Source organism: Tardiphaga sp. 20_F10_N6_6 (assembly GCF_052076045.1).
Lineage (GTDB): Bacteria > Pseudomonadota > Alphaproteobacteria > Rhizobiales > Xanthobacteraceae > Tardiphaga > Tardiphaga robiniae.
In genome coordinates this window covers 4,798,553-4,823,507 of the sequence record NZ_CP197239.1, presented here as the reverse complement: position 1 = coordinate 4,823,507, position 24,955 = coordinate 4,798,553, and the positions used below count along the sequence as shown (strand labels likewise).

The following is a 24,955-nucleotide window of genomic DNA, read 5'->3' as shown; positions in this document are numbered from 1 at the left end:
CGTCGTGGCTCGCCGTTACAATTGCGTATGCCGTGGTTATGGGTCCCCTGAGTTCTCAAACGAAGTGCAACACCAGATTAGGGTGTTGCGATGGACGGAACCTACGCCCAGCTATCGCTGGATGACCGCTACAGGATTGCCCAGCTTTACGCCGAAGGGCGCTCGATCCGGCAAATCGCGGCAGCTCTGGATCGCGCGCCATCGACTGTCTCCCGGGAGCTGAAGCGCAATGCCGGCGTGCAGGTCGGCTACAAACCCGCTTACGCGCAGGGCCAGACAACGGCGCGGCGCTGGAAGGGCGCTCGGTTGGACCGCGATGTTGGGCTCCGCACTCAGGTTCTGGACGGACTTCAGCGTGGCTGGTCCCCAGAACAGGTCTGCGGGGTGCTCGCCTTACAGCATGGCCGCAAGGTGATCTCGCCGGAGAGTATCTACCGCTTCATCCACGCTCAGATCGCGCGCACCAAGGATTACAGCTGGCGACGATATCTGCCGCGCGGCAAGAGCAAGCGAGGCTTCCGTGGTCGCAAGGGCGGGTCGTCAGCGCTGCATATAGAGGGCCGGGTGCCGATCGCCGACCGACCAAAGGAGGTCCTGGACCGCGCCACCGCCGGCCATTGGGAGGGTGATCTGATGATGTTCGCGCGCTACGGGCAGGCCATCCTCACCTTGCATGAGCGATTATCCCGTCTGATGATCGCCGTGCGTCTATCCGGCAAGGCCGCCCGTCCGGTCGTGCAAACGATTACCCGACTGCTGGCGCCGCTGCCGCCCGAACTGCGACAGAGCATTACCTTCGACAACGGCACCGAGTTCGCCTGCCACACAGACCTGCATGCACTCGGTATCCAGACGTTTTTCTGCGATCCCTACGCCCCTTGGCAGAAAGGTGGCGTCGAGAATGCCATCGGTCGCATGCGCCGCCGGATTCCGCGCAAGACAGATCTAGCTACGCTCACCTCCCAGGATCTTGCCGATGCCGTGCTGGCTTACAACAGCACACCCCGAAAGTGCCTTGACTGGCATACCCCCGCCGAGCTCTTTGCTCGACAGCTGTTGCACTTCGAGTGTGAATCCACCTCCCCGCCTTCGCGGGGACGACAAAAGCGGGCGCGGAGCGACCTCCTACTGCCGCAGCAGGATGAGCGGGTCGGCACTATCCGGCACGCGGCGCCACTGAGCGTTGTCGTCGGCTTCGAAATGCCAAGTCTCGCCCGATGCCGACATCATCAGCAATTCGCCCCGTTCGAGGCGCCACTGTTTGGGATTGAAATTCGCCACCAGGGGTTCACAGCGCGGCTTCAGGAAGACGGCGAAATTATCCTGGGTCGTCTCGGTATTGGTCAGCGTCAAACCGCAGACCACGCGGCCGCTGCCGCGCACCATGGACCAGTCGCCGATCATCTGGTCCATCGACTTGGTCAGCGAGCGGGCTGCAGCGAGATTCTGCAGGATATAGACGCCCTCGCCGGTACGAATGCCTTCGAAGATGCCGCTCTCGACTTCGGTGAAGTCGATCACCGTTTCGCCCGTCGGATTCTGCAGCCGGACGATATCGAGCCCCTTGATGTTCCAGGCTGCGATATCCTTGGTGAAAGGCAACGCCTTCGCGCAATCCGGTTCAAGTTCGAGCTTCAGCCCCTGTGGCGACGTGTCGTTCTTCAGCGTCACCACGCAGGTCTTGCTGCGTTCGGTGGTGGAGAGCTCCCACTGCCCGATCATGTTTTTTCGAAGGGTGGCAGCATCCTGCGCTCGCGCCGGTGCGCCGACAAGCATCACGCCGGCAACTGCCAGCGCAAAATATCGACAGCGCACCGACGCGAGTCTCACGATCAGCGTCCCTTTATCGGTGTTTCCGCAATCGGTGTCGTCGGCGCCTTGCCCGCGAACCAGAGCTTGAGGTTGTCGACCACAAGCTGATCCATCGCGTTGCGCGTCACCACCGACGCCGAGCCGACATGCGGCAGCAGCACGACGTTCTGCATCGACTTCAGCTCGTCCGGCACTTTCGGTTCCTGCGCGAACACGTCGAGGCCCGCGGCCAGAATGGTGCCCGATTTGAGCGCCGCAATCAGTGCAGGTTCATCGATGACCGAACCGCGCGCGATATTGATGATGATGCCGCGCGGACCGAGCGCCTGCATGACTTCCGCATTGACGAGATTAGCCGTCGACGGCCCGCCCGGCGTAATGACGATCAGCGTATCCACCGCCTTCGCCATCTCGATCAGGTTCGGATAGTGCTTGTGCGAGACGCCAGCCGCGGGGTTCCGCGAGTGATAGACCACCGGTACCAGCGAGGCGTCGAGACGGCGCGCGATGGCCTGACCGATGCGGCCCATGCCGACCATGCCGACCTTGCGGTCGCGCAGCGAGCCGACCGTGAGCGGATAAGGCTGTGTCAGCCACAGGCCCGAACGGACATATTTATCCGCTTTGATGAATTCGCGGGCAGTGGCGATGAACAGGCCGAGCGCCGTATCGGCGACTTCCTCGGTCAGCACATCCGGCGTGTTGGTAACGAGGATGTTGTTCTCGGCGGCATATTTCGCATCAATGTGATCGTAACCAACGCCGAACGAGGAGACGATCTCGACCTTGGGATATTTCGCCAGCACGGCGCTGTTGGTTGGCACCAGGCCAGTCACGGCGATACCGCGGATTTTCTCGGCGACACCCGCCGGCAGCCGTTCGAGATCGTGCTGGGTTTCATATTTATGCAATACGAACTGATCCGAGAAACCGTTATTGATCAGCGGCTTCGTCGGTCCGTAGATCAGCAGGTCGATCTTGTCCGAAGAGATTCCCGTCCCCATTATTTTTCCTTTCGCAGTGCACTCTCATGCCAGCGCCGCAACAATCCGTGGGATACCAGCGCGAGCAGCATATAAATCACAATCCCCGCAACGGACAGCAACAATAACGCAGCGAACATTCGGGGAATATTGAGGCGATAGCTGGATTCCGAAATGCGATAGGCGAGGCCTGAACCAGCACCCGCCGCACCTGCAGCGATTTCCGCCGCCACCGCGCCGATCAGCGACAATCCGCCCGCAATGCGCAATCCGCCAAGAATGAATGGCAGCGCTGCCGGAAGCTTCAGATAGCGCAGCACCTGCCAGCGCGATGCGCGATAGAGCTGAAACAGACCGGCCAGATTGCGATCCACCGAATTGAGGCCCAGCGTCGTATTGGCCAGCACCGGGAAGAACGCCACGATCCAGGCGCAGACAACAACGGCCGTCTGCTGCGGCAGATAGATCAGCATCAGCGGCGCGATGGCGATGACGGGCGTCACCTGCAGCACGATGGCATAGGGCAGCAGCGAATATTCCAGCCATTTGGACTGGTTGAACAACAGCGCCAGCGCGATGCCACCGATGGCCGCGGCGATGAAGCCCTCCAGCGCTGTCAGCAATGTCACGCCGAGCGATTCAGACAGGACCGACCAGTCGGCGATCAGTGTCTGAAAGACGAGCACGGGACCTGGCAACAGGTAGGGCGGGATTTCGCCGATCCGGACGACGAGATCCCACAAAACGATTCCAGCGACAAACACGACCACCGGCCAGACGATGCGCTGCCATTGCATATCGCTGCCCGGCACGACCGAACCGCGATCGACTGTGGGCAGTGGCTCCAGCCCTTTCATGCCCGCGCCTTTGTCTCGTTGAATGCCGCGTCACTGGCCGCCATCAGTGCTTGCGAAACATCGCGGCAATAGCCGGCATAAGCCATCGAGGTGCGAAACGCGTCGTCGCGCGGTTCGGCGGATTCGATACGGCATTCGGCGCTGACGCGACCAGGTCGCGAGGTCATCACCACAACGCGCTGAGACAGATAGACCGACTCGAACACCGAATGGGTGACGAAGATGACGGTCTTGCCGAGTTCGCGCCATAGCGCCAGCAGGTCGTTGTTGAGCCGGAAGCGCGTGATCTCGTCGAGCGCCGCAAACGGCTCGTCCATCAGCAGGATATCCGGCTCGGTCACCAGCGCGCGGGCCAGCGACGCCCGCATCTTCATGCCACCCGACAATTCGCGCGGATAGGCTTCGGCAAAGTCCGCGAGACCGACCTGTGCGAGCACCTCATCCACCCGCACCGTCGACTGCGCATCCGGCATATGTGCCAGCTTCAGCGGCAGTCGCACATTCTCCCGGATCGTGCTCCATGGCATCAGCGTCGGCTCCTGGAACACGAAGCCAATGGCGTGACCGCTGCTCTGCGCAGCGACATCTAAAGTGCCCGCTGACGGCGCGATCAGGCCGGCTATCAGACGTAATGCAGTAGATTTTCCGCAGCCGGACGAGCCCAACAGCGAGACGAATTCGCCCTTGCGGATATCGAGATCAAGCGGCCCCAGCGCCACGGTGCCGTTGTCATAGACCTTCGCGACGCCGCGCAGGCGGACGGCGGTGGGGGCATCGCTCGACGACAAGGCAGGTTCGACCATCTGCCGGGCTACTTCTTCGGCCGGAGATCGAGACCGACACCCTTGTTGATGAACTGTAGCGTATAGGCCTTGCGATAGTCGATGTCGCGCTTGACCACGCCTGCGCGTGACATCTTGTCGAAGAAGCTGGCAACACGCGCTTCGCTCATGGCGCCGATACCGTCTTTCAGCGTGTCACCTGAGTCGACGATGCCGTATTCCTTCATCTTGGCGATGGAATAGGCCAGCAGGTCATCGGTCATTTCCGGGTTGAGCTTCTTGATGACCTCATTAGCGGCTTTGTTGTCGCCATAGAGATAGTTGTACCAGCCAATCATCGAGGCATCGACGAAACGCTGGACAAGGTCCGGCTTCCTGTCGACCCATTCGCGGCGCGTTTCGATCAATGTCGAATAGCCATCGAAACCGTAATCCGCGAGCAGCATCACGGTCGGCTTGAAATTGGCCTGCTTCTCGACCACGAACGGCTCGGACGTGACATAGCCCTGCATCGCGCTGTTCTTGTCGACGATGAAGGGCTGCGCATTGTAGGTGTAAGGCTTGACCTTGGACGCGCTGAAGCCAAGCTCGGATCGCATCCATTGGAAATAGCCGGCGACGCCCTCTTTCGAGATCAGCAGCGTCATCGGCTTGAGGTCTTCGAGCTTGGTCACCTTGGGATTGGGATGCGCCAGAAAGACCTGCGGGTCCTTCTGGAAGATCGCGGCGACAGCGACCACCGGCACATTATTGGCGACGGCATCGAAGGATTGCAGCGTGTTCGCGCTCATGAAGAAGTCGAGCTTGCCCGAGATCAACAGGATGCGGTTGTTCACGTTCGGGCCGCCCGGCACGATGGTGACGTCGAGGCCGTAATTCTTGTAGGTGCCGTCCGCGACCGCCTGGAAGAAGCCGCCATGTTCAGCCTCGGCCACCCAGTTGGTGCCGAAACTGACCTTGTCGAGCCTGGTTTCCGCTGTGGCGGGCGACTGCGCGGCCATTACGGCCAGTGCGCCAATGGTTAACGCGCGCAGCAGGGATATCGGGCTCATATTGGACTCCGTCGACCGTTATGGCCCATGATAGGAAGCAATCTGCTGCCAGACTACCCTGCAAAATTGACCAAAGAAACGCACCTCGATGACTGCCAACATGCCGCCCCGCGACTGGACTGCCATTCACTGGCCCGACATCGCCCAGAGCGATCCGGCCTCCTGGATTGCAGTGCTGCCGCTCGCCGCGACCGAGCAGCACGGACCGCATCTGCCTCTCGGCACGGACATCATGATTGCGGAGGCTTATCTTGCAGAGGTCCAGCGCCTGCTGCCTGCCGATATTCCGGCGACGTTCCTGCCGCTTCAACCTGTGGGCATTTCAACCGAGCACCTCGCCTTTCCCGGTACGCTGACTCTGCCGACAGAGATCGCATTGCAGACCTGGACTGCGATCGGCGAAAGCGTCGCGCGCGCCGGCGTTCAGAAACTCGTGATCGTCACTAGCCACGGCGGCAACAGTGCAGCAATGACGCTCGCGGCGCAGGACCTGCGCGCCGAATACGGCATGCTGGTCGCCACTACCGGATGGAACCGCTTCGGCACACCGGATGGATTGTTCTCGGACGACGAATTGCGTCACGGGATTCATGGCGGCGCCGTGGAAACATCGATCATGCTGGCGCGCTATCCGCAGCATGTGCGGAACGACAAGATCGCAAATTACGCATCGTCGGCGATTGCGATGGAAAAGAACTATCGCTGGCTGTCCGCAAACCGGCCCGCGCCATTCGCGTGGCAGGCCGAAGACCTCCATCCCAGCGGCGCCATCGGCGATGCCACGCAGGCATCAGCCGACAAGGGCGAGAAGCTGCTGGCGCACGGCGCAAAAGCATTCTGCGAATTGCTCGCGGACATGCATCGCTTCGACGTGACAGCGTTTGATCGCGAACCGGATGCCGGCGCGTGAGATGTGGTTAACCGCGGATTGCGCGATTCACGCGACGACATATTCCGCGCGGATGACGACACAATCCTGAAACCAAAAGAATTTGCCTGAAACCAAATAGTTCGACCGGGTCTCGAACCCGATCCGTTTGGGCTCCGACTGATTGGCATGCAGGCCACGATGGCTGCACTTCAACAGGATGGAGTTATCCCATGTCGATCAAGTCCAAGATTGCCGCTTTCGCTCTCGTTGCTCTCACTGCTGCCGGCACCATGGCATCGTCCCAGCAGGCTCAGGCCAAGGGCCCGGGCATCGGCTTCGGCATCGCTGCCGGTGTTGTCGGCGCCGCAGTCGTCGGTAGCGCCATTGCCGCCAATAACGGCTACTACGGTTACGGATATCGCTGCGGTTGGGTCCGCCAGTATGACGGCTACGGCAACTATGTCGGCCGCGTCCGGACCTGCAACTACTAATCTCTTGATCGACTGACGTGGATTTGCGTCCGACACGGGCGCCTCATCCACCCCGTGTCGCACCAGACCCGCTCGGTTGTCCCCCCGAGCGGGTCATTTTTTTGCGCTCGCCAAATGCCTTTCGAGCCGTGCCGGCCAGCTGCTGTTATCCAACCGTCATGATCGGCTGCCACTGAAACATGCTTCTCCAGTTGCTTCTTGCTATTGCGAATTAGTTGCAATTATAGTCGTGGAGTCGACGGGTTGCTCATTCTGTTTCGTTTTGTCTCACGACGACCCTCGATACCCCCAACGTTATGGGCGAATCGACTATTTTTGTGGAATATCAAACGGTTCGTCGCATGATCGGCGGCGACCTAAAGCGAGAAACGACGGCCGCATGAAGTACCCCGACCGATCACGAGCATTGTCGTGAAGCGCGTTTTGGCCGGTTTTGCGCTGGGCGCATTGGCGTTCGATGGCTCTGCGATCGCGGCCGATATTTCGCCCGGCATGGCGCTGAAAGCGCCCCGCCTGGTTTACGACTGGACCGGGTTTTATCTCGGCGGTCACATCGGCTATGGCGGCGGCAGCTTTGGTCCCGGCAGCAATCCGCTGCCCGCGCAGGGCGTTTTCCTGCCGCCTTCGCCGACTGGCCTGATCGGCGGCTACCAGATCGGCTACAACAGGCAGCTCAGCAACAACGTCGTGCTGGGCTTCGAGGCCGACGCCACGTTCAGCAGTCCGCAGGACGCAGCGCGGTTGATGCCGGCGCCTTTCCATACGACCTTCGACTATTTTGCAACCGCACGCGGCCGCATCGGCTACGCCTTCGGCGCGCTGATGCCTTACGTCACCGGCGGCGTAGCGTGGGGACGCACCAAACTCAATCTCAACAATGCCGACGGCGATCTCATCGCCTCCGCGAGTCGCGATCATTTCGGCTGGACCGCGGGCGCAGGCGTCGAATTTGCCGTTGGTGGCAACTGGACCGCGAAGGCCGAATACGCCTATCTCGATTTGATGCGGCAGACCTATGACCTCGGCAATGCCGGACTGCCGAATGTGAGCGTTGATCCGAATATTCACACCGTCAAAGTCGGCTTGAATTATCGGCTGTGGGACACGCCGCCATGGTTGCCGTCAGCTCCCATCACCGGCAAGACTGTGCTGCCGGAATCGACAGACTGGAACGTTCACGCCCAGACCACTTTCATCGCATCCGCCTATCCGCGGATTCGCTCGCCCTATGAAGGCACCAACAGCCTTCCTGGCGGCGGCCAAGGGCGCGAGACCTTTACGACGACGGCGTTCCTCGGCTGGCGACTGTGGCAGGGCGGTGAGCTCTATCTCAATCCCGAGCTGGCGCAGGGCTTCGGCCTCAACTCCACGCTCGGCCTCGCCGGCTTCCCCAATGGCGAGGCGCAAAAGGGCGGCGCGCCGTTTCCGCGCTTTCGGATGCAGCGCTATTACTTCCGCCAGACGCTTGGCCTGGGCGGCGAGCAGGAAGACGTCCCCGACGCCGCCAATCAATTGGCAGGCAAGCGCGACATCGACCGCATCACGCTCACGGTCGGACGCTTCGCGGTGGGTGATTTCTTCGATGGCAATTCCTACGCCAAGGATCCGCGCGCCGACTTCATGAACTGGGCAATGTGGTCATCGGCCGCTTACGACTTTCCAGCCGACCTGCCGGGCTTCACCCGCGGCGCCATCGTTGAACTGAACCGCAAGGACTGGGCGATCCGAGCCGGCCTGTTTCAGGTGCCGGCACAGCCTAACAACGACGTCCTGACGTTCAAGACTGGCGGCGCGGTCGTCGAATTCGAGGAGCGTCACCAGATCTTCGACCAGCCCGGCAAGTTGCGCGTCGGTGCCTTCATCAATCGCGGCAATACCGGCAGCTATCGCGGCGCACTGGCGATCGAGACCAATGATCCCACGCTGGATATCAACGACGTGATGTCCTCGATCCGCCGCGCCAGCGACAAATACGGTTTCTACGTCAACGGTGAGCAGCAGGTTGCCACCGACGTCGGCATCTTCGGGCGCGTCAGCTGGAACGATGGCCAGAACGAGATCCTGTCCTTCACCGATATCGACCGCAGCGTCTCTGCCGGCGTGTCGATTAAGGGCAGCCATTGGGGTCGCGCCAATGACACGATCGGCCTTGGAGGCGCGATCAACGGCCTGTCCGCTGCGCATCGCGACTTCCTCGCCGCTGGCGGCAACGGATTGCTGATCGGCGACGGACGGCTAAATTACGGCACCGAGCGCATCCTCGAAACCTATTATGCCTATGCCATCGACAAGAACTTCACCCTCACGGCCGACTACCAGCTGATTGCGAACCCTGCCTATAACAAGGATCGCGGGCCGGTCTCGATCTTCTCAGGCCGATTGCACGGCGAGTTCTGATCTCGGACCTGCTGCGCCGTCATTGCGAGCGCAGCGAAGCAATCCAGTCTTCCTTGGTAGTAGGTAAAGACTGGATTGCCGCGTCGCTCGCTTTTCGCAATGACGGAGGAGAGATCTAGGCCGAACGTTCCAGAGCTGCTGGCAGGAACGAGCCCGCTTGCGCCATTTCCCATGCATCGCGAAAGCGCTTGTCGCCGGTGCCATCGACCAGCTCGTTGTGGCGCAGCGCCGGATACATCCGCGTGAAAGACAGGACGTCGGTGCTGGAGGCGCGATGCGAGAAATGGATCGGGCGAATATCCTGCGGATGAGCGAGCCCGGCCGCCGCAATCAGCTCAGCCAGCGCATGCAACGTCGCCTCGTGATAGTTGTAAACGCGATCGGTCTTCTGTGGCACGGCCAGCGCGCGGTTGCGCGTGGGGTCCTGCGTCGTGACGCCGGTTGGGCAACGATCGGTGTGGCAGCTCAGTGACTGGATGCAGCCCAGTGCGAACATGAAGCCGCGCGCCGAATTGCACCAGTCCGCGCCGAGCGCCATCGCGCGGGCGATATCGAAGGCCGTCGCGATCTTGCCGGAGGCGCCAATCTTGATGCGGTCACGCGCGCCGATGCCGATCAGCGCATTGTGCACGAAGTTGACGCCCTCGCGCATCGGCATGCCCAGATGATCCATGAACTCCAGCGGCGCCGCGCCCGTGCCGCCTTCATTGCCATCGATCACGATGAAATCCGGATAGATGCCGGTCTGCAGCATCGCCTTGCAGATCGCGAGGAATTCCCAGGGATGACCGATGCACAGCTTGAAGCCGGCGGGCTTACCGCCGGATAGACGGCGCATCTTGTCGATGAACTCCATCATCTCGATCGGTGTTGAAAACGCCTTATGATAGGCCGGCGAGATACAGTCCTCACCCATGGCGACGCCGCGGATGCGCGAGATTTCTTCCGACACTTTTGCCGCCGGCAACACGCCACCGTGGCCCGGCTTTGCGCCCTGGCTGATCTTGAGCTCGACCATCTTGATCTGATCGTTGACGGCAAGCTTCGCGAAGGCGTCGGGATCGAAGTTGCCATCACGCGTGCGGCAACCAAAATAGCCGGAGCCGACCTCCCAGATCAGGTCGCCGCCGTTCTCCTGATGATACGGACTGACGCCGCCTTCTCCAGTGTCATGCGCGAATTCACCACGCTTGGCGCCAGCATTCAGCGCGCGGATCGCATTGGGGCTGAGTGCACCAAAGCTCATAGCCGAGATGTTCAGTACCGAAGCCGAATAAGGCTTGAGGCAATCCGGGCCGCCGATGGTGATGCGGAACTGCTCAGTCGCATGCGGCCGCGGCGCGACCGAATGGTGCATCCACTCATAGCCCTCTTCGTAGACATTCTTCTGGGTGCCGAAGGGACGTTTGTCGAGCACCATCTTGGCACGCTGATAGACCACCGCGCGGGTGTCGCGGCTGAACGGCATGCCATCCTTTTCGCTCTCGAAGAAATACTGCCGCATCTCCGGACGGATTTCTTCGAGCAGGAAGCGGATATGCGCCGAGATCGGATAGTTGCGCAGAACCGCGTGGTCCTTCTGGAGCACGTCGTGAATGCCAAGCACGGTCAGGCCGCCGAAGACGATGACCGGGATGACAACGAGAGGGATGACCTTGGGATCGTGAATGCCTATGCCGACCAGCAGCAAGGTGGCGGCGCCGCAGATCGTCAAAACGATGAAGCGCGGCGAGAGGGGAAGCATCAACGTTTCCATAAAAATCCTGCCTGACATGAATGGCGCTAGCGTTACACAGACCCGATGATGCAAACATCACAAGCGCGTTGCCGCAGAGCATCGCGCCAGAATGCCCAATCTATCGGGCCACGCTCAATGAATCGTTGCAAAAAGCGAGGGACCCAGACGACAAAACCCGCGCCGGAGCGCGGGTTTTGCAGTGCAGTGAATTTTGATGGTCTCGGGCTGCCTTAGCGCTCGACGAACGCCTTCTCGATCACGAAGTGGCCCGGCTTCGAGCCGCTGCCTTCGATGAAATCGCGCTCTTCGAACATGATCTTGAGATCTTCGAGCATGCTCGGGCTGCCGCACAGCATGATGCGGTCGGTCTCGATCGAAAGCGGGCCCTGGCCGATGTCGTTGAACAGCTGCGACGACGCGATCAGGTCCGTGATCCGGCCGCGGTTGCGGAACGGCTCGCGAGTGACCGTCGGGTAATAGGTGAACTTGTCCTTCATCAGTTCGCCGAACAGCTCGTCCTCGGCCAGCTTGGCGACCAGGCGCTCGCCGTAAGCGAGTTCGGAAACCTGACGGCAGCCATGCACGAGCACCACATGCTCGTAGCGCTCATAGACGTCCGGGTCCTTGATCAGGCTGGCGAACGGCGCGAGGCCGGTGCCGGTGGAGAGCATCAGCAGGCGTTTACCGGGCAAAAGATTGTCGGTGATCAGCGTGCCGACGGCCTTACGGCCGACCAGGATGGTGTCGCCTTCCTTGATCTTCTGCAGGCGCGAGGTCAGCGGACCATCCGGCACCTTGATGCTGAAGAATTCCAGCTCTTCTTCGTGGTTCGCGCTGGCCATCGAATAGGCGCGCAGCAGCGGCTTGCCATCGACCTCGAGGCCGATCATGGCGAACTGGCCGTTCTGAAAGCGGAAGGAGGTGTCGCGGGTGGCTTTGAAGCTGAAAAGTGTATCGGTCCAATGCTGGACAGAAAGAACTTTCTCTCTGTGAAAGGCGCTCATGAGATTTGATTTTCCAGTGCGGGCTTTTTTAGAACAAGTCCATTGTTTGCCGCGTCACGATGCCGAGAAACCATTGCGGCTATTGGCTAATTTTGGTTCTCGCAGCTGCGAATGACAATTAGTCAAAGTAGCCATGAAGTGCAATTGCGGACTGAGGGAGGCGGTCGATTAATTTCCAAAGCAGGTTACCCATGCAGCAGCAGCCCATCTGGCCGCAACATTAAATTACCCGATATGGGAGGTTTCGTTCAGTTTCTTGCCGGACACCGTTAATGGTATCCGGCTGGATCGCGTGATCCCGATCCGGTAGTTTCCGGCCACCTCGTTAAAGTCGTCGCAGGCGGCTTTTCGTTCAATCGTCGGCCTGGTCCTTGATGACATCCCTTCGCGACATCCGGGCCGGAAAGCCCCCATCCTATCCCGACCAGTCGATCTATGCCGAATACGCTTGCCGCCAGTTCGGGCTGGAATTCGCCGAGGTGGATGGCGGAACGGGCCTGATCTTCACCGTCGGCCGCAATGGCCGGAGCGCATCCTTCGGCGCCGGACGCGGCTCGTTCTTTCCGCAGAACAACGCCACGGCTGCGACGCTGGCGAATGACAAGTATTTCGCCAATGTGCTGATGGAGCGCGCCGGCGTCCCGACTTTGGGCGGGAAATACTTCTTCCTGCATGAGCGTTATCGCGCCCATCGCCCGCCCGGCCACGAACATGCCGACGCCGTCTGGCATTTCGCCGAACTCGGCGACCGGGCCTTCATCAAGCCGCTGATGGGATCGCGCGGCGACTTTGCGGAGATTGTCGTGGGCGGCGACGCGCTCATGGCCTATCTCAAGCAGGTCGCGCAGTATTATGACGCGATCCTGATGCAGCGCATCTATACCGGCCAAGAGTATCGCGTCTTCATCCTCGACGACGAGGTCGTGTATTGCGCGCAGAAGACGTCGCCCTTTGTGACCGGCGACGGCAAGGCGACGCTCAGGCAATTGATCGCCGCGGAGACGTCCGCGCTGGACCGCCACGGGATTTCGTCGGCCGCCACAGGTCCCGACGACACCTCCCTCGATCGCGTGCTGCCATACGGCGAGCGGCGCGCGATTCCCGGCCGGATGAATCGCAGTGCAGGCGGCAGCATGAGCTTTGCGGCGCCGGGCAACGAAACTGTTGCCTTTGCGATGGCGCTGCAGGCCGCCAAGGCGCTCGGCCTGCGCGCTGGCGCGGTCGACCTGTTTACGGATATCGACGGAGATGCTGCCGCCTTGCGCGTGATCGAGGTCAATGCCAATCCGTCGATCCGCTTTCTCGAAGACAGCGGCCGCGAGGATCTGATCCTGCGCATCTGGCGGCATACATTCACGGCGATCGGCCTGCTCGATGTTTAACCTGCCCAAATATGGCGACGGCCTATGCCTCGCCCGGCTGGCGATGCTGCTCGACGCGCTGTCCATCGACCGTATCAGGCTGCGCAAACATTCCGTCGTCGTCGCCGGCTCGAACGGCAAAGGCAGCACGGCGGCATTCTGCGCCAGCATCGGCCGCGCCTTCGGCCTGCGGACCGGGCTGTTCACCTCGCCGCATCTCTATCGCTTCAACGAGCGCTTCCAGGTCGACGGCGTACCCGTCGATGACGAGTTGCTGGAAGCCCTCGTCCTGCGTGTCGCCACCGCCATCGCCGATCTCAAGCAGCACACACTGGATGAGGTCTTTGGCGCATTCGAGGCGCAGTTCGCACTGGCCTGCCTGTATTTCCAGGAGACCGAATGCGAATTCGCCGTGTTCGAGGCGGGCATCGGCGGACGCTACGATCCGGTTCGGCTGGTCGGCGCCGACATCACCTGCGTCACCTCGGTCGATCTCGAACACGTCAACCTGCTCGGCAACTCGCTGGAGCTGATCGCCTGCGACAAGAGCGATGCCTGTATCTCGGGCGGCACCGTCGTCTACGGTGAGAACTGCCTGCCCATGCGCGGCAATCTCGCCGAGTACAATCGCAACCGCAACGTCACCGGCCTGCATATCGGCGACGAGATCACGATCAGCAACGTCTTTGCATCGGCCAAGGCCCAGGCCTTCAACTGCCGGCTGGGCGCATTCGATCTGCGCGCGCTCGAACTCATGCTGGCCGGCGAGTTCCAGCTCAACAATGCTGCCATTGCGGCTGCGCTGTTCATTCTCTGGATGCAGCGCATGCATCCGGATGCGACCACCAGCGCCATCGATCTCGCGGTCCGGACCGGGCTGCGCGATACCAGATGGCCAGGACGGCTCGAAATCGTTCAGCGCGATCCCCTGACCGTCATCGATGTCGGCCATACGCCCGATGGCGTCGCACAGGCCCTGAAGAGCCTTCGCGCCATCCATGGCGACGACAACTGGTTGCTGGTGCTCGGCGTCTCCGGCGACAAGAACGTCGATGATATCGCCAAGCATCTCGCGCCCGTCTTCGATACGATCGTGTGCACCCGCGCTTATCACAAGGGCGCCGACGCGCGCGTGGTCGGCGCTGCGGCGCGCAAGGCTCATCCGGCGGCGCGCATTCATGTGGCCAATGCCATGGAAGACGCTGTGCGCCTCAGCCAGCAACTGGCGCGCGCCGTGCCGCGCAAGATCTATGTGGCGGGCGGACTGTTCGCGGCGATCGAATATGCCACGGTGCTGCGCGGCGACAAGGCGCAGGATCTACAGTTTTTTTAAAGTTCCACACTCGTCATTCCGGGGCGTGGCCGGCACTTGCCGGACGCGAACCCGGAATCTCGACATGGGAGTCTCCGGAGAGCCAAACACACCGGGATTCCGGGTTCGCGTGCAGCTGGCGCTGCCCGCGCCCCGGAATGACAGTGTGTGGCTAATTCGTCCCGCCCGCTGAATCGTCCAGCACCTTGAAGCTCTCTTCCAGCTGCGGCGAGATCGAGACACCCATGCGCTCGCCGGTCGGCAGGCGCGCGACGAACCATTTGTTGTAGAGCGGGATCAGGTCGCGGTTTGAACCTAGCCGTCGAAACGCACGCTCAACGACAGCCGCAAGCTGCGGCTCACCCTTGCGGAACATGATGCCGTAGGGATCATAGGACAGGTAATCGCCGACGACGCGAAATCTGTCCTGCGACTTGTGCCGCGCGATCAGGCCCGACAGCAGGATATCGTCGGTCGCGAAGGCATCGGCCTTGCCGTCGACCAGCATCTGGTAGCTCTGCTCGTGATCGGGCGAGACCACGATGTTGAGGCCGAGATTGAACTTCTTGTCGACCGCATGCATCGCCTGTTCGTTGGTGGTGCCTTTGGTGACGACGATGGTCTTGCCCTTGAAGTCGGTCGGCGCGGTACCCGTGGTGGTTTTCGGCACCATCAGCTTGGTGCCGGCGACGAACATCAGCGGCGAGAACGCGACCTGCTTGCGCCGTTCGGCATTGGCCGTGGTCGAGCCGCATTCGAGATCGATCTTGCCGTCGACCACGGCGGGAATGCGATCGTCCGACGTTACTTTTACATATTCGATCTTGAGCTGGGGATCGTCGACCTCGATGCCGATATCCTCGACGATGGCCTCGCAGAGTTCGAGACTGTAGCCGATCGGCCGGCCGGCCTGGTCGAGAAACGAGAATGGCGGCGAGCTCTCGCGGTAGCCGAGCTTGACCACATGCGCCTTCTTGATCGCCGCCAGCGTCGGGCTAAGCCCTTCCGCGGGCGCTTGCGCCTGCGCACTCGTCGCCAGCAGCAAAGCTGCCAGAAGCCCGGTGATCGAACCGGTCAGATAGTAGCGCATCACGCACCTCAACCATGTCCGAGGGCGGGGATTTCTCCGGGAATCATGTCGCCAGGCACCACATCGTCGGGACCGAGCTCATGTTCGGGCGCGAGTTCGCCTTCCCATTTAGCAACCACCGCCGTGGCCAGCGAATTGCCGATCACATTGGTGGCGCTGCGGCCCATATCGAGGAACGTATCGATACCCATGATCATCAACAGGCCCGCTTCGGGAATATTAAACTGGCTGAGCGTCGACGCGATCACCACCAGCGAGGCGCGCGGCACGCCGGCCACGCCCTTCGAGGTGATCATCAGCGTCGCCAGCATCGCGAGCTGCGTTCCGAGCGACATCTCGATGTGATAGGTCTGCGCGATGAAGATGCTGGCGAAGGTGCAGTACATCATCGTGCCGTCGAGATTGAACGAATAGCCCAGCGGCAACACGAAACTGGAGATGCGCGACGAGGCGCCGAAGCGGTTGAGGCCTTCCAGCGTCTTCGGATACGCGGCTTCCGAACTTGCCGTGGAAAACGCAATCATCAAGGGTTCGCGGATCAGCCGCAGCAGATGGCTGTAGCGCGGGCCGATAACGATGAAGCCGACCACCACGAGGATACCCCACAGAATCGCCAGCGACAGGTAGAAGCCGCCCATGAAGACGATCAACTTCCACAACACGCCCAAGCCATTCTTGGACACCGTCGCCATGATCGCCGCCCACACCGCGAGCGGCGCGAACAGCATCACATAGCCGGTGACCTTCAGCATGATGTGACCGAGGTCATCGATCAGTTGCAGCATCGGCTTGGAGCGTTCCGGCATGGCGCCCATCGCAACTGCGAAGAACACGGCAAAGATCACGATCTGCAGGATCTCGTTCTGCGCCATCGCGTCCGCGATGGAGGTCGGGATCAGATGGGTGAGGAATTTTTCAATGGAGAAAGCCGACACCGGCAGGCCCGTCGATTGCCCCGCAGCCGGCAGCGTTCCCGGGAAATTCGCGCCGGGCTGCAACAGGTTGACCATCACGAGGCCGAGCAGCAGCGAGATGAAGGAGGCGCTGACGAACCAGCCCATGGTCTTGGCGAAGATGCGGCCGAGCTTGGAGCCCGAGCCCATATGGGCGATGCCGCCGACCAAAGTGGCGAAGACCAGGGGCGCGATGATCATCTTGATCAGGCGCAAAAACAACATGGCGATCAGATTGACGTCGGCCGCGATCTCGCCACGGCTATCGGGCAAATAGTTGAAAACCAGCGAGCCCATCACGATGCCAAGCGCCATCGCGATCAGAATGTATTGCGTAAACCTGTTCGACATACCGACCCCCGTTACACATTCCCAACTGCGACAGTCTGTCATATTGATCAGAGCGCGCAACAAGCTTCGTCAGCCGCGTACCGTTTCGGTATCATCAGGCGGCAAATAGCCGTTGTGGAATGCCGCGCTGCCGCATAGCGTCATCGCCAACTACAAAAACTGTGCAGCCTGATTGTTTTGTACGCGGCGACTGCAACAAGTTTCGACAAAGGAAGAAACAGGGAGACAACGGCCATGACCGACACCGTCAATCATCAGGTGCTGCTCGTCGAAAAGCCCACAGGAAAATTGGGGCCCGAGCATTTCAAACTATCAAAGGGCCCGATTCCCGAGCCGAAGGACGGCGAGGCGCTGCTGCGCGTGCGTTACATCTCGCTCGATGCCGCCAATCGCGCATGGATGCATGGCGCGACCTATCGCGCTGCCGTCGAGGTCAACACGGTGATGGCGGGCGGCGGCATTGCCGAAGTCGTGTCCTCGAAGTCGCCTGCGCTGAAGCCCGGTGACATCGTGTTCGGCGACACCGGCTGGCAGAATTACGCGGCGGTGCCGGCCAAGCATCTCAACAAGATGCCATCAATGGAGCCGATGACGCATCTGCTCAGCGTCTATGGCATCGCCGGACTTACAGCTTATTTCGGCCTGCTGGACGTCGGCAAGCCCAAGGCAGGCGAGACCGTCGTCGTCTCGGCGGCGGCCGGTTCGGTCGGCTCCATCGTCGGCCAGATCGCCAAGATCAAGGGCTGCCGTGTGATCGGCATCGCCGGCGGCAAGGACAAATGCGACTGGCTGACCAAAGAACTCGGCTTCGATGCCGCGGTGGACTACAAGGACGGCGCGGTGTTCAAGGCGCTGAAGGCGGCGGCGCCGGGTGGCATCGACGTGTATTTCGACAATGTCGGCGGCGACATTCTCGAGGCCTGTCTCGCACAAATGAATCTCAACGGCCGCATCGCCTGCTGCGGCGCCATCTCGCAATATGACGGCGCGCCCTCGGCGACCGGCCCGCGCGGCGTGCCCGGTCTCATCGTGGTGAAGCGGCTGATCATGCAGGGCTTCATCGTGATGGACTATATGAACCAGCGCGAAAAGGCTTTGGCCGATCTGCAGTCCTGGGTCGCCGCAGGCAAGCTCAAGGTCCAGGAAGACGTCATCGACGGGCTGGAGAACACGCCGCAGGCCCTGATCGGTCTGCTGGCCGGTGAGAACCGGGGCAAGCGGATGGTGAAGGTGTAGGGCTTCCTTTCCCCTCCCCCGAGCGTAGCGAGCGGGGAGGGGTGGCGCGTTTGAGAGCGAAGCGAACAAACGTGACGGGTGGGGTGCCCCACGTGAGGGCGTCGCTTGTGGCACCCCCACCCCGGCCTATCGGCCGACCCTCCCCACCTAGCGAAGCTTCGCTTCGCGCGGGGGAGGGATATTTCTGGCGCCGTCGCGCCATCGCAAACCCAGAATTTCAAACAGCCACTGCTCTTCAGACATGCGTCATCACCCCCATTGTTTGCGGCGCGGGGGCGCCGTCGTCTCCTGCATTCCCGCCCCCTTGTGAGAGGGCGTGCGGAACGCCGGGTGCCCGTTGCACCCGTGGGCCTGATGCGAATGCGGTCTTCCGCAATTGAGAGTGCATCAGGACTTTCGGAGGCGCCGAGCAAGTGCCCGGCGTTCCGCCTGCGGTGTTTTTTCGGTTGCTTGCGCGTTGCCTCGACGAACGCTCCGATCGCGAATTAATGTCCCAAGGCGATGGGAAGGGTGCCTCAAGCGAATAGGCCGAACGCGTTTTGACTTGGTCGTCCGTCACACTGTCCAGGAGTCTTTCCATCCCAAGGTCGGCCGTCTCCTTGCCAGTGGCAGTGCTGGCGCAGATCCGTCCTGCCCGAAGACAGACGTCACCCCCAAACCGCGTGACGCCGCATCTCCGGCGTCCACCGCACCCTGCCCCGCGAACGTGACGATCGCGATCGCCCCTCTCGGTGGGGCAGGACGAAGGGGAATATAGTCCATACAGGGATGTTGTCAACGGGAGATAGGAAAAAATGTTTGGGCGCTGTCTTGCCGCCCCAAGCTCGTCATTCCGGGGCGGGACCGACGCCGGAGGCGACGGGACCGAACCCGGAATCCCAGCATGGGAATCTCCAGACAGCGCAAAACACTCTGGGATTCCGGGTTCGCGTCCGGCAAGTGCCGGCCGCGCCCCGGAATGACAATGGGGGAGGACAGCGCCCCAGAACAACGAGCGACGAGCCATGCAGATTGCGACGCGCCCCCACGCCGCGACGTCCTATCCACCCGCCCCCCGCTTTTGTATGACCTAGCACTCACTCCCTCCAGCCCATCGATATCTCGCAAGAAGGAAAATCCATGACTGATGCGGCGACTGACGCGGCCTATGCTGAACTCGAAGCCGCCGGCTGGAGCATCATGGACGATGACGGGTTCATCCATTTCGTCGGCCCGATGTGGCACCGGGTCGTCGATGGCATCAATGAATTCGCCATTCTTGGCCAGGACAAGCACCGCAACCGCCGCGGCGTGGTTCAGGGCGGGGCAGTGATGACGCTCGCCGACCGGAGCTGCGGCATGGCGGCGCGCGAGGCTGCGGGGGTCGAGGCGCTCGCCACGGTCCAGATGGATACTTATTTCGTCGATGCCGCGCGGATCGGCGACCTGATGATCTCCCGGCCGAAGGTCGTACGTGCCACCAAGAGCCTGATCTTCATGAGCACCGAGGTCAGTGTGAACGATCACGTGGTCGCCACGGCACATGGTGTGTTCAAGACGGTCCGCGACCGCACCGATGCCGGGCGCAAGAACGACTGACCTGACGGCGCCGCGGATTTTCGTCATCTTCACGGATTTTTTTTCGCACACGGCGGAACGAAAGCGCGATCAGCTCGCTTAGCAAAGACATGCGAACCAAAACAGTTTTTACGCGACCTATATTCGTATTCGATTGATCACGTTTAGACTGACTGATGCTTTCGACCCGAACCATCCCGGCCCTGTGGCCCATGGAACCGGCGATCAAGGTTCAAATCCCATGGCCCAAGACGCTGCCGTAAACGACGCCGCCCTCCCCGCCACCGTCCTGGTCGTCGAGGACGATGTACTGCTGCGCATGTTTGCGGTCGAGATGATCGAGGAAGCCGGTTTCCGGGTGATCGAGGCGCCGGATGCAGACGCTGCGATCCGCGTGCTCGAAGCGCGCAACGATATCCGCATCATCTTTACCGATATCGACATGCCCGGCTCGATGAACGGGCTCAAGCTCGCCCATGCGGTCGCCAATCGCTGGCCGCCCATTCGCATCATCGCAACATCAGGCCACTTCAGGATAGGCGAACGCGACCTGCCCGATGGCGGCCGCTTCATTGCCAAACCCTATCGGCAGCACCAGATCATCGGCGCCCTCACCGAATTTGCCAATTCTCGCAGCGCATTCGGCGTCTGATAAGCCCCGTTCGCAATTGCGCTCACGCTTGACGCCTCCACACCGCCCGGTCACCCTCGGTTGCTAGATACCAGCTATCGGCGGGGGCACGCGATGTGGGCATCACTCCAGAACTTTCTCGATAGTTCCATGTTTGCGCCGCACGGCATTTGTCTGCTGTGGGACCCCGGCCTGATCTGGCTTCATGTCGGCTCGGATGCGCTGATCGCCGCGGCCTATTTCTCGATCCCCGTCGTACTCACAATCTTCGTCTGGAAGCGCCGCGATGTGGAGTTCGGCTGGATCTTCTGGGCCTTCGCGCTCTTCATCATGGCCTGCGGCCTGACCCATGTGATGTCGATCTACACGCTGTGGGTTCCGGCCTATGGCGCCGAAGGAATCCTCAAGGCGATCACCGCCATCGCCTCGGTCGTCACCGCTGCGATTCTCTGGCCGCTGCTGCCGCGGCTACTGGCGATCCCCTCGCCCGCACAGTTGCGCGAAACCGAACTGGCGCTGATCGAGGAAGGCCGGCACCGGCGCGAGGCCGAGGACATGCTGCGCCATACGCAGAAGATGGAAGCGATCGGCCATCTCACCGGCGGTGTTGCCCATGACTTCAACAATCTGCTGACCATCATCATCGGCAATCTCGAAATCGCCGAGCACAGCATCTCGACCTGGACGGAATCGTCACGTGATCGCCTCAAGCGCGTCATTGCCAGCGCGGCCGGCGGCGCGCAACGCGCCGTGGTGCTGACCCAGCGCCTGCTTGCCTTCGCACGCAAGCAGCCGCTCGACCCGAAGACCATCAATGTCAACGGATTGCTCCACGGCATGTCGGACTTCTTCCAGCGCACGTTGAGCGAGAATATCGATCTCGAAATCGTCGGCGGCGCCGGGCTGTGGCAGGTCGAGGTCGATCCGAGCCAGATGGAAGCCGCCATCCTCAATCTCGTGGTCAATGCACGCGACGCCATGGCCGGCCAAGACCATCTGAAGATCGGCAAACTGACGATCGAAACCAGCAACGCCTTCATCGACGAGATCTACGCCCTGCAGCATTCCGATGTGGTCATCGGGCAGTATGTCCTGATCTCGGTGACGGATACCGGCCCGGGCATGCCCAAGGACGTGCAGGAGCGCGCCTTCGACCCGTTCTTCACCACCAAGGAGCCCGGACAGGGCACCGGTCTCGGCCTGAGCCAGGTCTACGGCTTCGTCAAGCAATCCGGCGGCCATGTGAAGATCTATAGCGAGGTCGGCGAAGGTACGACCATCAAGGTCTATCTGCCGCGCAGCAGACAGCATGCGGAGCAAGCAAGCGAGATCGAGAGGCACATCGTCGGCAGCAAGGGCAACGAGACTGTGATGATCGTGGAAGACGATCCGGATGTGCGGTCCTACCTGGTCGAGACGCTGGAAGGTCTCAACTATCAGGTCCGCGAGGCCGGCAATGCCGACGCAGCGCTGGCCGACTTCACCGAAGATCCCGAACCGTTCGACCTGCTGCTGACCGATATCGTGATGCCCGGCATGAACGGGCGACTGCTGGCCGACGAGATGCAGAAGCGGCAGCCGAAGCTGAAAGTGCTGTTCATGACCGGCTATTCGCGCAACGCCATCGTGCATCAGGGCCGGCTCGATCCCGGCGTCTCCTTGCTGCAGAAGCCGATTACACAAGCGGCCCTCGGCAACAAGGTGCGCGAGATGCTCGACAAGAGATAGCGACTACGGGATCCGTCTGACGGACGGGACGACGCCCAGCGTCCGCTCCGGATGCGCCTGACGCCGCATCTCACTCAGGGCAATGGCGGCACGCGACGTTTCGTGACCAGCGAGCCAGAGTTCGAAATCCGGCACCGGCAGCGCAGGCGAATAGACGAAGCCCTGGATAACGTCGCAGCCGAGTTCGGTGAGAATCCGGCGCTGCCCGTCGGTCTCGACGCCTTCGGCGACCACGATCATGTCGAGGCTCTGGCCAACGCGTATGATGGCGCGCGTAATCGCCAGCGCGCTCGCCTCGCTTTCAAGGCCGCGCATGAAGCTGCGATCGATCTTCAATTCACGAATCGGCAGATGCGCGAGACGGCTGAGGCTGGAATAGCCGGTACCGAAATCATCCATCGACAGCTGCACGCCGGATTTGCGAATTTTCTCCATGGTCTCGACGGCGGTCGAATGCTCGCTCATCACCACGCCTTCGGTGACCTCCAGCATCAGCATGTCCGGCGACAGACCGTTTTCGGCGATCACTTCGCCGACCAGCGTGGCGAGATCGCCATTCTGGAAATTGATCGGCGACAGATTGACCGAGACGCTGGGCACGTCGACGCCATTTCTGCGCCAAGCCGCGACCTGCCGGCAGGCTTCGCGCAGCGACCATGTGCCGATCAGCTCGATCAGTCCGTATTCTTCCGCGAGCGGAATGAATTTCGATGGCGGCACTTCGCCGAGCACCGGATCTGACCAGCGAGCCAGCGCCTCGACACCGTAAAGGCGACCGTCAGCGCGAACCTGCGGCTGATAGTGAAGCCGCAGCGCATCCTGCACGATGGCATTGCGCAGCGCCGTACTGAAGGCGAGTCGCTCCTCGCTGACGCGGTTCATCTCCGCACTGAAGAAGCGATAGGTCGAGCGGCCGGCCTGCTTGGCCTGATACATCGCCGCATCGGCATGTTTGAGCAGACCATCGATATCGCCGGCATTGTCGGGATAGATGCTGACGCCGATGCTGGCCGATACCGGCACCAGCTTGGCGCCAAGCTGCATGGGCGGCAGCAGTGTCTCGAGCAGGCGGCTGGCGATCAAGGCGGCGCCTTCAACATCGCAATTCGGCAGCACAATGACGAATTCGTCGCCGCCCTGCCGGCTCAGCGTATCGGCCGGCCGGATTTGCCTGCACAGTCGTTGCGTGACCTTGACCAGCAACTCGTCGCCAATGGAATGACCGAGCGTGTCGTTGACGTCCTTGAAGTGATCGATATCGAGGAACATCACCGCAATGCGGTCCCTCGGCTTGCTCTTGTCGATCAGCCCCGTCAGGATCTGGCGCAGTTGCGCGCGGTTCGGCAGGCCGGTCAGCGCATCGAAATAGGCCAGACGCGCGATTTCGCTGCGGGCCTCGTGCCGTTCAATGGCCAGTGCGCACAGATGCACACAGGCATCGACGATGGTCTGGTGCCAGCGCGTCGGGCCCCGTGTCTCGCGGAAATAGAAGGCAAAGGCGCCGATGACGCGGCCGTCCCGCGCCTTGATCGGCGTCGACCAGCAGGCGCGCAGGCCGGCCTCCAACGGCAGGCTGCTATAAAGCTGCCACCGCGGATCGGTGGCGATATCGGTGGCCAGCACCGCGTGGCCGAGAAAGGCTGCCGCGCCGCAGGACCCGACATCGGGACCGATGGCAATACCGTCAATAATGGGCGCGAAGGCCGGCGGGAGACTGGGGCCGCCGAGTGGATGGAGCCGGCCGTCCGCGTCCACATGCAGCACCGACGGGACGATATCGGGCGCGATGGCTTCGACGCGGTGGCAGAGATCGCCGATCACATCCATGACTGGCATGTCATTGGCGAGATTTTCCAGCACATGATGCTGCAGCGAATGGATCTGCTTGCTCTCGGTGATGTCGTCGAGCACCGCGACCAGATGCTCGACCTCGCCGGCTTTGTTGCGGCCTGCGTTGACCGTGCTTGAGATCCAGATCTCGTGACCGTCCTTGTCATAGACAAGGATATCCTCTTGCCCGTGTCCTTCGGCATCGATCTGCGCGTGAAACCGCTCCAGCGTTTCGTTGTCGGTATATTCTCCGGTCAGCAAATCCCGCGGGTGTTTGCCCATCGCTTCCGCAAGCGTGTATCCGAACAGCTCCGTGAAAGCGTCGTTGACATAGACGATGGTCATGTCGCGTTTGGAGACCATCACGACGCGGTCGGTCTTTTCGGCAACCAGTGCCATCAGCGCATTTTGTTCGCGGTCACGGACATCGTCCGTCACGTCGCGGATGAAGTTGATGTAGAGCGTCTTGCCGGCGTAATCGACGCGTGAGATCGAGAACGCGCCCCAGGCCTCGCTCCCGTCCTTGCGGCTGATCCTGAACTCGCGGCGGCCCTTGACCGCTACTTGCGGATCCATGGCAGACTTTGCCGCAATCACTCCATCGAGATGTTCGCGCACGTCGAGGGGAACGAGGAAGCTGACCTGCCGGCCGACAACTTCGTCGCGGTGATATCCCCACATCCGCTCGGCAGCAGCATTGAAATGCCTGATCTCGTTGTCGATCCCGGTGATCACGACAGCATCGACCGCCTGTTCGAATGCAGAGAACAGCGCCTTCGCCTCTTCGCTGGGCTGGCCGACAGGACTTGCAGACATGAAACGACCTTCGATCACAGGAGCCGCGTGAGCACGACGACAACTGTCTTCGTTACAGCGGCAATGTCATTCGCTGGTACGAGTGTATTCGAACTCCAGTAGC

General features: G+C 61.4%; 19 protein-coding genes and 1 pseudogene. 10 read left to right on the top strand and 10 right to left on the bottom strand.

What is annotated here, in order from left to right:
- Positions 1–90: 90 nt before the first annotated feature.
- Positions 91–1,080 (top strand): annotated as a pseudogene (locus AB7813_RS23050) (IS30 family transposase); the annotation flags it as partial.
- A 45-nt stretch (positions 1,081–1,125) separates the two neighbouring features.
- Here AB7813_RS23050 and AB7813_RS23045 read toward each other — a convergent pair.
- From AB7813_RS23045 to AB7813_RS23025, 5 genes are read right to left on the bottom strand one after another with little or no spacing between them, the layout of a single operon-like run.
- Entirely contained in the window at positions 1,126–1,776 is a 651-nt protein-coding gene (locus AB7813_RS23045; protein ID WP_441228987.1) for an AprI/Inh family metalloprotease inhibitor, read from the bottom strand.
- A 56-nt stretch (positions 1,777–1,832) separates the two neighbouring features.
- Complete coding sequence (locus AB7813_RS23040) at positions 1,833–2,816, bottom strand: 2-hydroxyacid dehydrogenase (RefSeq protein WP_441228474.1); 984 nt, start codon at positions 2,814–2,816, stop codon at positions 1,833–1,835.
- Positions 2,816–3,592: an ABC transporter permease gene (locus AB7813_RS23035; RefSeq protein WP_244628699.1), complete on the bottom strand. Its 777-nt coding sequence runs from the start codon at positions 3,590–3,592 to the stop codon at positions 2,816–2,818. The genes AB7813_RS23040 and AB7813_RS23035 overlap by 1 nt, the downstream gene beginning before the upstream one ends.
- Before the next feature lie 56 nt (positions 3,593–3,648).
- Positions 3,649–4,455, bottom strand: a complete 807-nt coding sequence (locus AB7813_RS23030) for an ABC transporter ATP-binding protein (RefSeq protein WP_184513111.1) — start codon at positions 4,453–4,455, stop codon at positions 3,649–3,651.
- An 8-nt stretch (positions 4,456–4,463) separates the two neighbouring features.
- Positions 4,464–5,486: an ABC transporter substrate-binding protein gene (locus tag AB7813_RS23025; RefSeq protein ID WP_309947968.1), complete on the bottom strand. Its 1,023-nt coding sequence runs from the start codon at positions 5,484–5,486 to the stop codon at positions 4,464–4,466.
- 88 nt (positions 5,487–5,574) lie between these two features.
- On the opposite strand from AB7813_RS23025, the gene AB7813_RS23020 reads away from it, so the two are divergent.
- From AB7813_RS23020 to AB7813_RS23010, 3 genes are all read left to right on the top strand, one after another.
- Positions 5,575–6,396: a creatininase family protein gene (locus AB7813_RS23020; protein ID WP_184513109.1), complete on the top strand. Its 822-nt coding sequence runs from the start codon at positions 5,575–5,577 to the stop codon at positions 6,394–6,396.
- Between the two features lie 191 nt (positions 6,397–6,587).
- Positions 6,588–6,848 carry a hypothetical protein gene (locus AB7813_RS23015; RefSeq protein ID WP_068733822.1) on the top strand — a complete coding sequence of 87 codons (261 nt, stop codon included), beginning with the start codon at positions 6,588–6,590 and terminating at the stop codon, positions 6,846–6,848.
- A gap of 411 nt (positions 6,849–7,259) precedes the next feature.
- Complete coding sequence (locus AB7813_RS23010) at positions 7,260–9,245, top strand: carbohydrate porin (RefSeq protein ID WP_441228473.1); 1,986 nt, start codon at positions 7,260–7,262, stop codon at positions 9,243–9,245.
- A gap of 115 nt (positions 9,246–9,360) precedes the next feature.
- Here the strand turns inward: AB7813_RS23010 and AB7813_RS23005 are convergent, their stop codons facing one another.
- Both AB7813_RS23005 and AB7813_RS23000 read right to left on the bottom strand, forming a co-directional pair.
- Entirely contained in the window at positions 9,361–11,001 is a 1,641-nt protein-coding gene (locus AB7813_RS23005) for an FMN-binding glutamate synthase family protein (RefSeq protein WP_184513108.1), read from the bottom strand.
- Between the two features lie 212 nt (positions 11,002–11,213).
- Positions 11,214–11,987 (bottom strand): ferredoxin--NADP reductase, encoded by a 774-nt coding sequence (locus AB7813_RS23000; RefSeq protein ID WP_089266309.1) that lies wholly within the window; start codon positions 11,985–11,987, stop codon positions 11,214–11,216.
- 374 nt (positions 11,988–12,361) lie between these two features.
- On the opposite strand from AB7813_RS23000, the gene AB7813_RS22995 reads away from it, so the two are divergent.
- Positions 12,362–13,369, top strand: a complete 1,008-nt coding sequence (locus tag AB7813_RS22995; protein WP_441228472.1) for an ATP-grasp domain-containing protein — start codon at positions 12,362–12,364, stop codon at positions 13,367–13,369.
- Entirely contained in the window at positions 13,362–14,681 is a 1,320-nt protein-coding gene (locus tag AB7813_RS22990) for a bifunctional folylpolyglutamate synthase/dihydrofolate synthase (protein WP_441228471.1), read from the top strand. The genes AB7813_RS22995 and AB7813_RS22990 overlap by 8 nt, the downstream gene beginning before the upstream one ends.
- 151 nt (positions 14,682–14,832) lie before the next feature.
- Here AB7813_RS22990 and AB7813_RS22985 read toward each other — a convergent pair whose 3' ends face one another.
- Both AB7813_RS22985 and AB7813_RS22980 read right to left on the bottom strand, forming a co-directional pair.
- On the bottom strand, positions 14,833–15,750 hold the full coding sequence (locus AB7813_RS22985) for an amino acid ABC transporter substrate-binding protein (RefSeq protein WP_441228470.1): 918 nt from the start codon (positions 15,748–15,750) through the stop codon (positions 14,833–14,835).
- A gap of 8 nt (positions 15,751–15,758) precedes the next feature.
- Positions 15,759–17,054, bottom strand: a complete 1,296-nt coding sequence (locus AB7813_RS22980) for a dicarboxylate/amino acid:cation symporter (protein WP_089266305.1) — start codon at positions 17,052–17,054, stop codon at positions 15,759–15,761.
- A 234-nt stretch (positions 17,055–17,288) separates the two neighbouring features.
- Between AB7813_RS22980 and AB7813_RS22975 the strand changes: the two genes are divergently transcribed.
- The 4 genes from AB7813_RS22975 to AB7813_RS22960 all read left to right on the top strand — a co-directional run bounded on the left by AB7813_RS22975 (position 17,289) and on the right by AB7813_RS22960 (position 22,206).
- The gene (locus AB7813_RS22975; RefSeq protein WP_441228469.1) at positions 17,289–18,290 is read left to right on the top strand and encodes an NADP-dependent oxidoreductase; all 1,002 of its coding nucleotides are present in this window, start codon (positions 17,289–17,291) and stop codon (positions 18,288–18,290) included.
- 1,119 nt (positions 18,291–19,409) lie between these two features.
- Positions 19,410–19,868, top strand: coding sequence for a PaaI family thioesterase (locus AB7813_RS22970; RefSeq protein WP_089266877.1), 459 nt, complete (start codon positions 19,410–19,412; stop codon positions 19,866–19,868).
- Positions 19,869–20,088: 220 nt separating this feature from the next.
- Positions 20,089–20,499 carry a response regulator gene (locus AB7813_RS22965; protein ID WP_441228468.1) on the top strand — a complete coding sequence of 137 codons (411 nt, stop codon included), beginning with the start codon at positions 20,089–20,091 and terminating at the stop codon, positions 20,497–20,499.
- 129 nt (positions 20,500–20,628) lie between these two features.
- The gene (locus AB7813_RS22960; RefSeq protein WP_441228467.1) at positions 20,629–22,206 is read left to right on the top strand and encodes an ATP-binding protein; all 1,578 of its coding nucleotides are present in this window, start codon (positions 20,629–20,631) and stop codon (positions 22,204–22,206) included.
- A 3-nt stretch (positions 22,207–22,209) separates the two neighbouring features.
- Here AB7813_RS22960 and AB7813_RS22955 read toward each other — a convergent pair whose 3' ends face one another.
- Positions 22,210–24,852 (bottom strand): EAL domain-containing protein, encoded by a 2,643-nt coding sequence (locus AB7813_RS22955; RefSeq protein ID WP_441228466.1) that lies wholly within the window; start codon positions 24,850–24,852, stop codon positions 22,210–22,212.
- Positions 24,853–24,955: the final 103 nt, after the last annotated feature.

Excerpts from the sequence above, each read along its gene's own strand:
- AB7813_RS23045 (WP_441228987.1), bottom strand. The coding sequence starts at position 1,776 with ATGCTTGTCGGCGCACCGGCGCGAGCGCAGGATGCTGCCACCCTTCGA.
- AB7813_RS23040 (WP_441228474.1), bottom strand. The coding sequence starts at position 2,816 with ATGGGGACGGGAATCTCTTCGGACAAGATCGACCTGCTGATCTACGGA.
- AB7813_RS23035 (WP_244628699.1), bottom strand. The coding sequence starts at position 3,592 with ATGCAATGGCAGCGCATCGTCTGGCCGGTGGTCGTGTTTGTCGCTGGA.
- AB7813_RS23030 (WP_184513111.1), bottom strand. The coding sequence starts at position 4,455 with ATGGTCGAACCTGCCTTGTCGTCGAGCGATGCCCCCACCGCCGTCCGC.
- AB7813_RS23025 (WP_309947968.1), bottom strand. The coding sequence starts at position 5,486 with ATGAGCCCGATATCCCTGCTGCGCGCGTTAACCATTGGCGCACTGGCC.
- AB7813_RS23020 (WP_184513109.1), top strand. The coding sequence starts at position 5,575 with ATGACTGCCAACATGCCGCCCCGCGACTGGACTGCCATTCACTGGCCC.
- AB7813_RS23015 (WP_068733822.1), top strand. The coding sequence starts at position 6,588 with ATGTCGATCAAGTCCAAGATTGCCGCTTTCGCTCTCGTTGCTCTCACT.
- AB7813_RS23005 (WP_184513108.1), bottom strand. The coding sequence starts at position 11,001 with ATGGAAACGTTGATGCTTCCCCTCTCGCCGCGCTTCATCGTTTTGACG.
- AB7813_RS23000 (WP_089266309.1), bottom strand. The coding sequence starts at position 11,987 with ATGAGCGCCTTTCACAGAGAGAAAGTTCTTTCTGTCCAGCATTGGACC.
- AB7813_RS22995 (WP_441228472.1), top strand. The coding sequence starts at position 12,362 with ATGACATCCCTTCGCGACATCCGGGCCGGAAAGCCCCCATCCTATCCC.
- AB7813_RS22990 (WP_441228471.1), top strand. The coding sequence starts at position 13,362 with ATGTTTAACCTGCCCAAATATGGCGACGGCCTATGCCTCGCCCGGCTG.
- AB7813_RS22985 (WP_441228470.1), bottom strand. The coding sequence starts at position 15,750 with ATGCGCTACTATCTGACCGGTTCGATCACCGGGCTTCTGGCAGCTTTG.
- AB7813_RS22980 (WP_089266305.1), bottom strand. The coding sequence starts at position 17,054 with ATGTCGAACAGGTTTACGCAATACATTCTGATCGCGATGGCGCTTGGC.
- AB7813_RS22975 (WP_441228469.1), top strand. The coding sequence starts at position 17,289 with ATGACCGACACCGTCAATCATCAGGTGCTGCTCGTCGAAAAGCCCACA.
- AB7813_RS22970 (WP_089266877.1), top strand. The coding sequence starts at position 19,410 with ATGACTGATGCGGCGACTGACGCGGCCTATGCTGAACTCGAAGCCGCC.
- AB7813_RS22965 (WP_441228468.1), top strand. The coding sequence starts at position 20,089 with ATGGCCCAAGACGCTGCCGTAAACGACGCCGCCCTCCCCGCCACCGTC.
- AB7813_RS22960 (WP_441228467.1), top strand. The coding sequence starts at position 20,629 with ATGTTTGCGCCGCACGGCATTTGTCTGCTGTGGGACCCCGGCCTGATC.
- AB7813_RS22955 (WP_441228466.1), bottom strand. The coding sequence starts at position 24,852 with ATGTCTGCAAGTCCTGTCGGCCAGCCCAGCGAAGAGGCGAAGGCGCTG.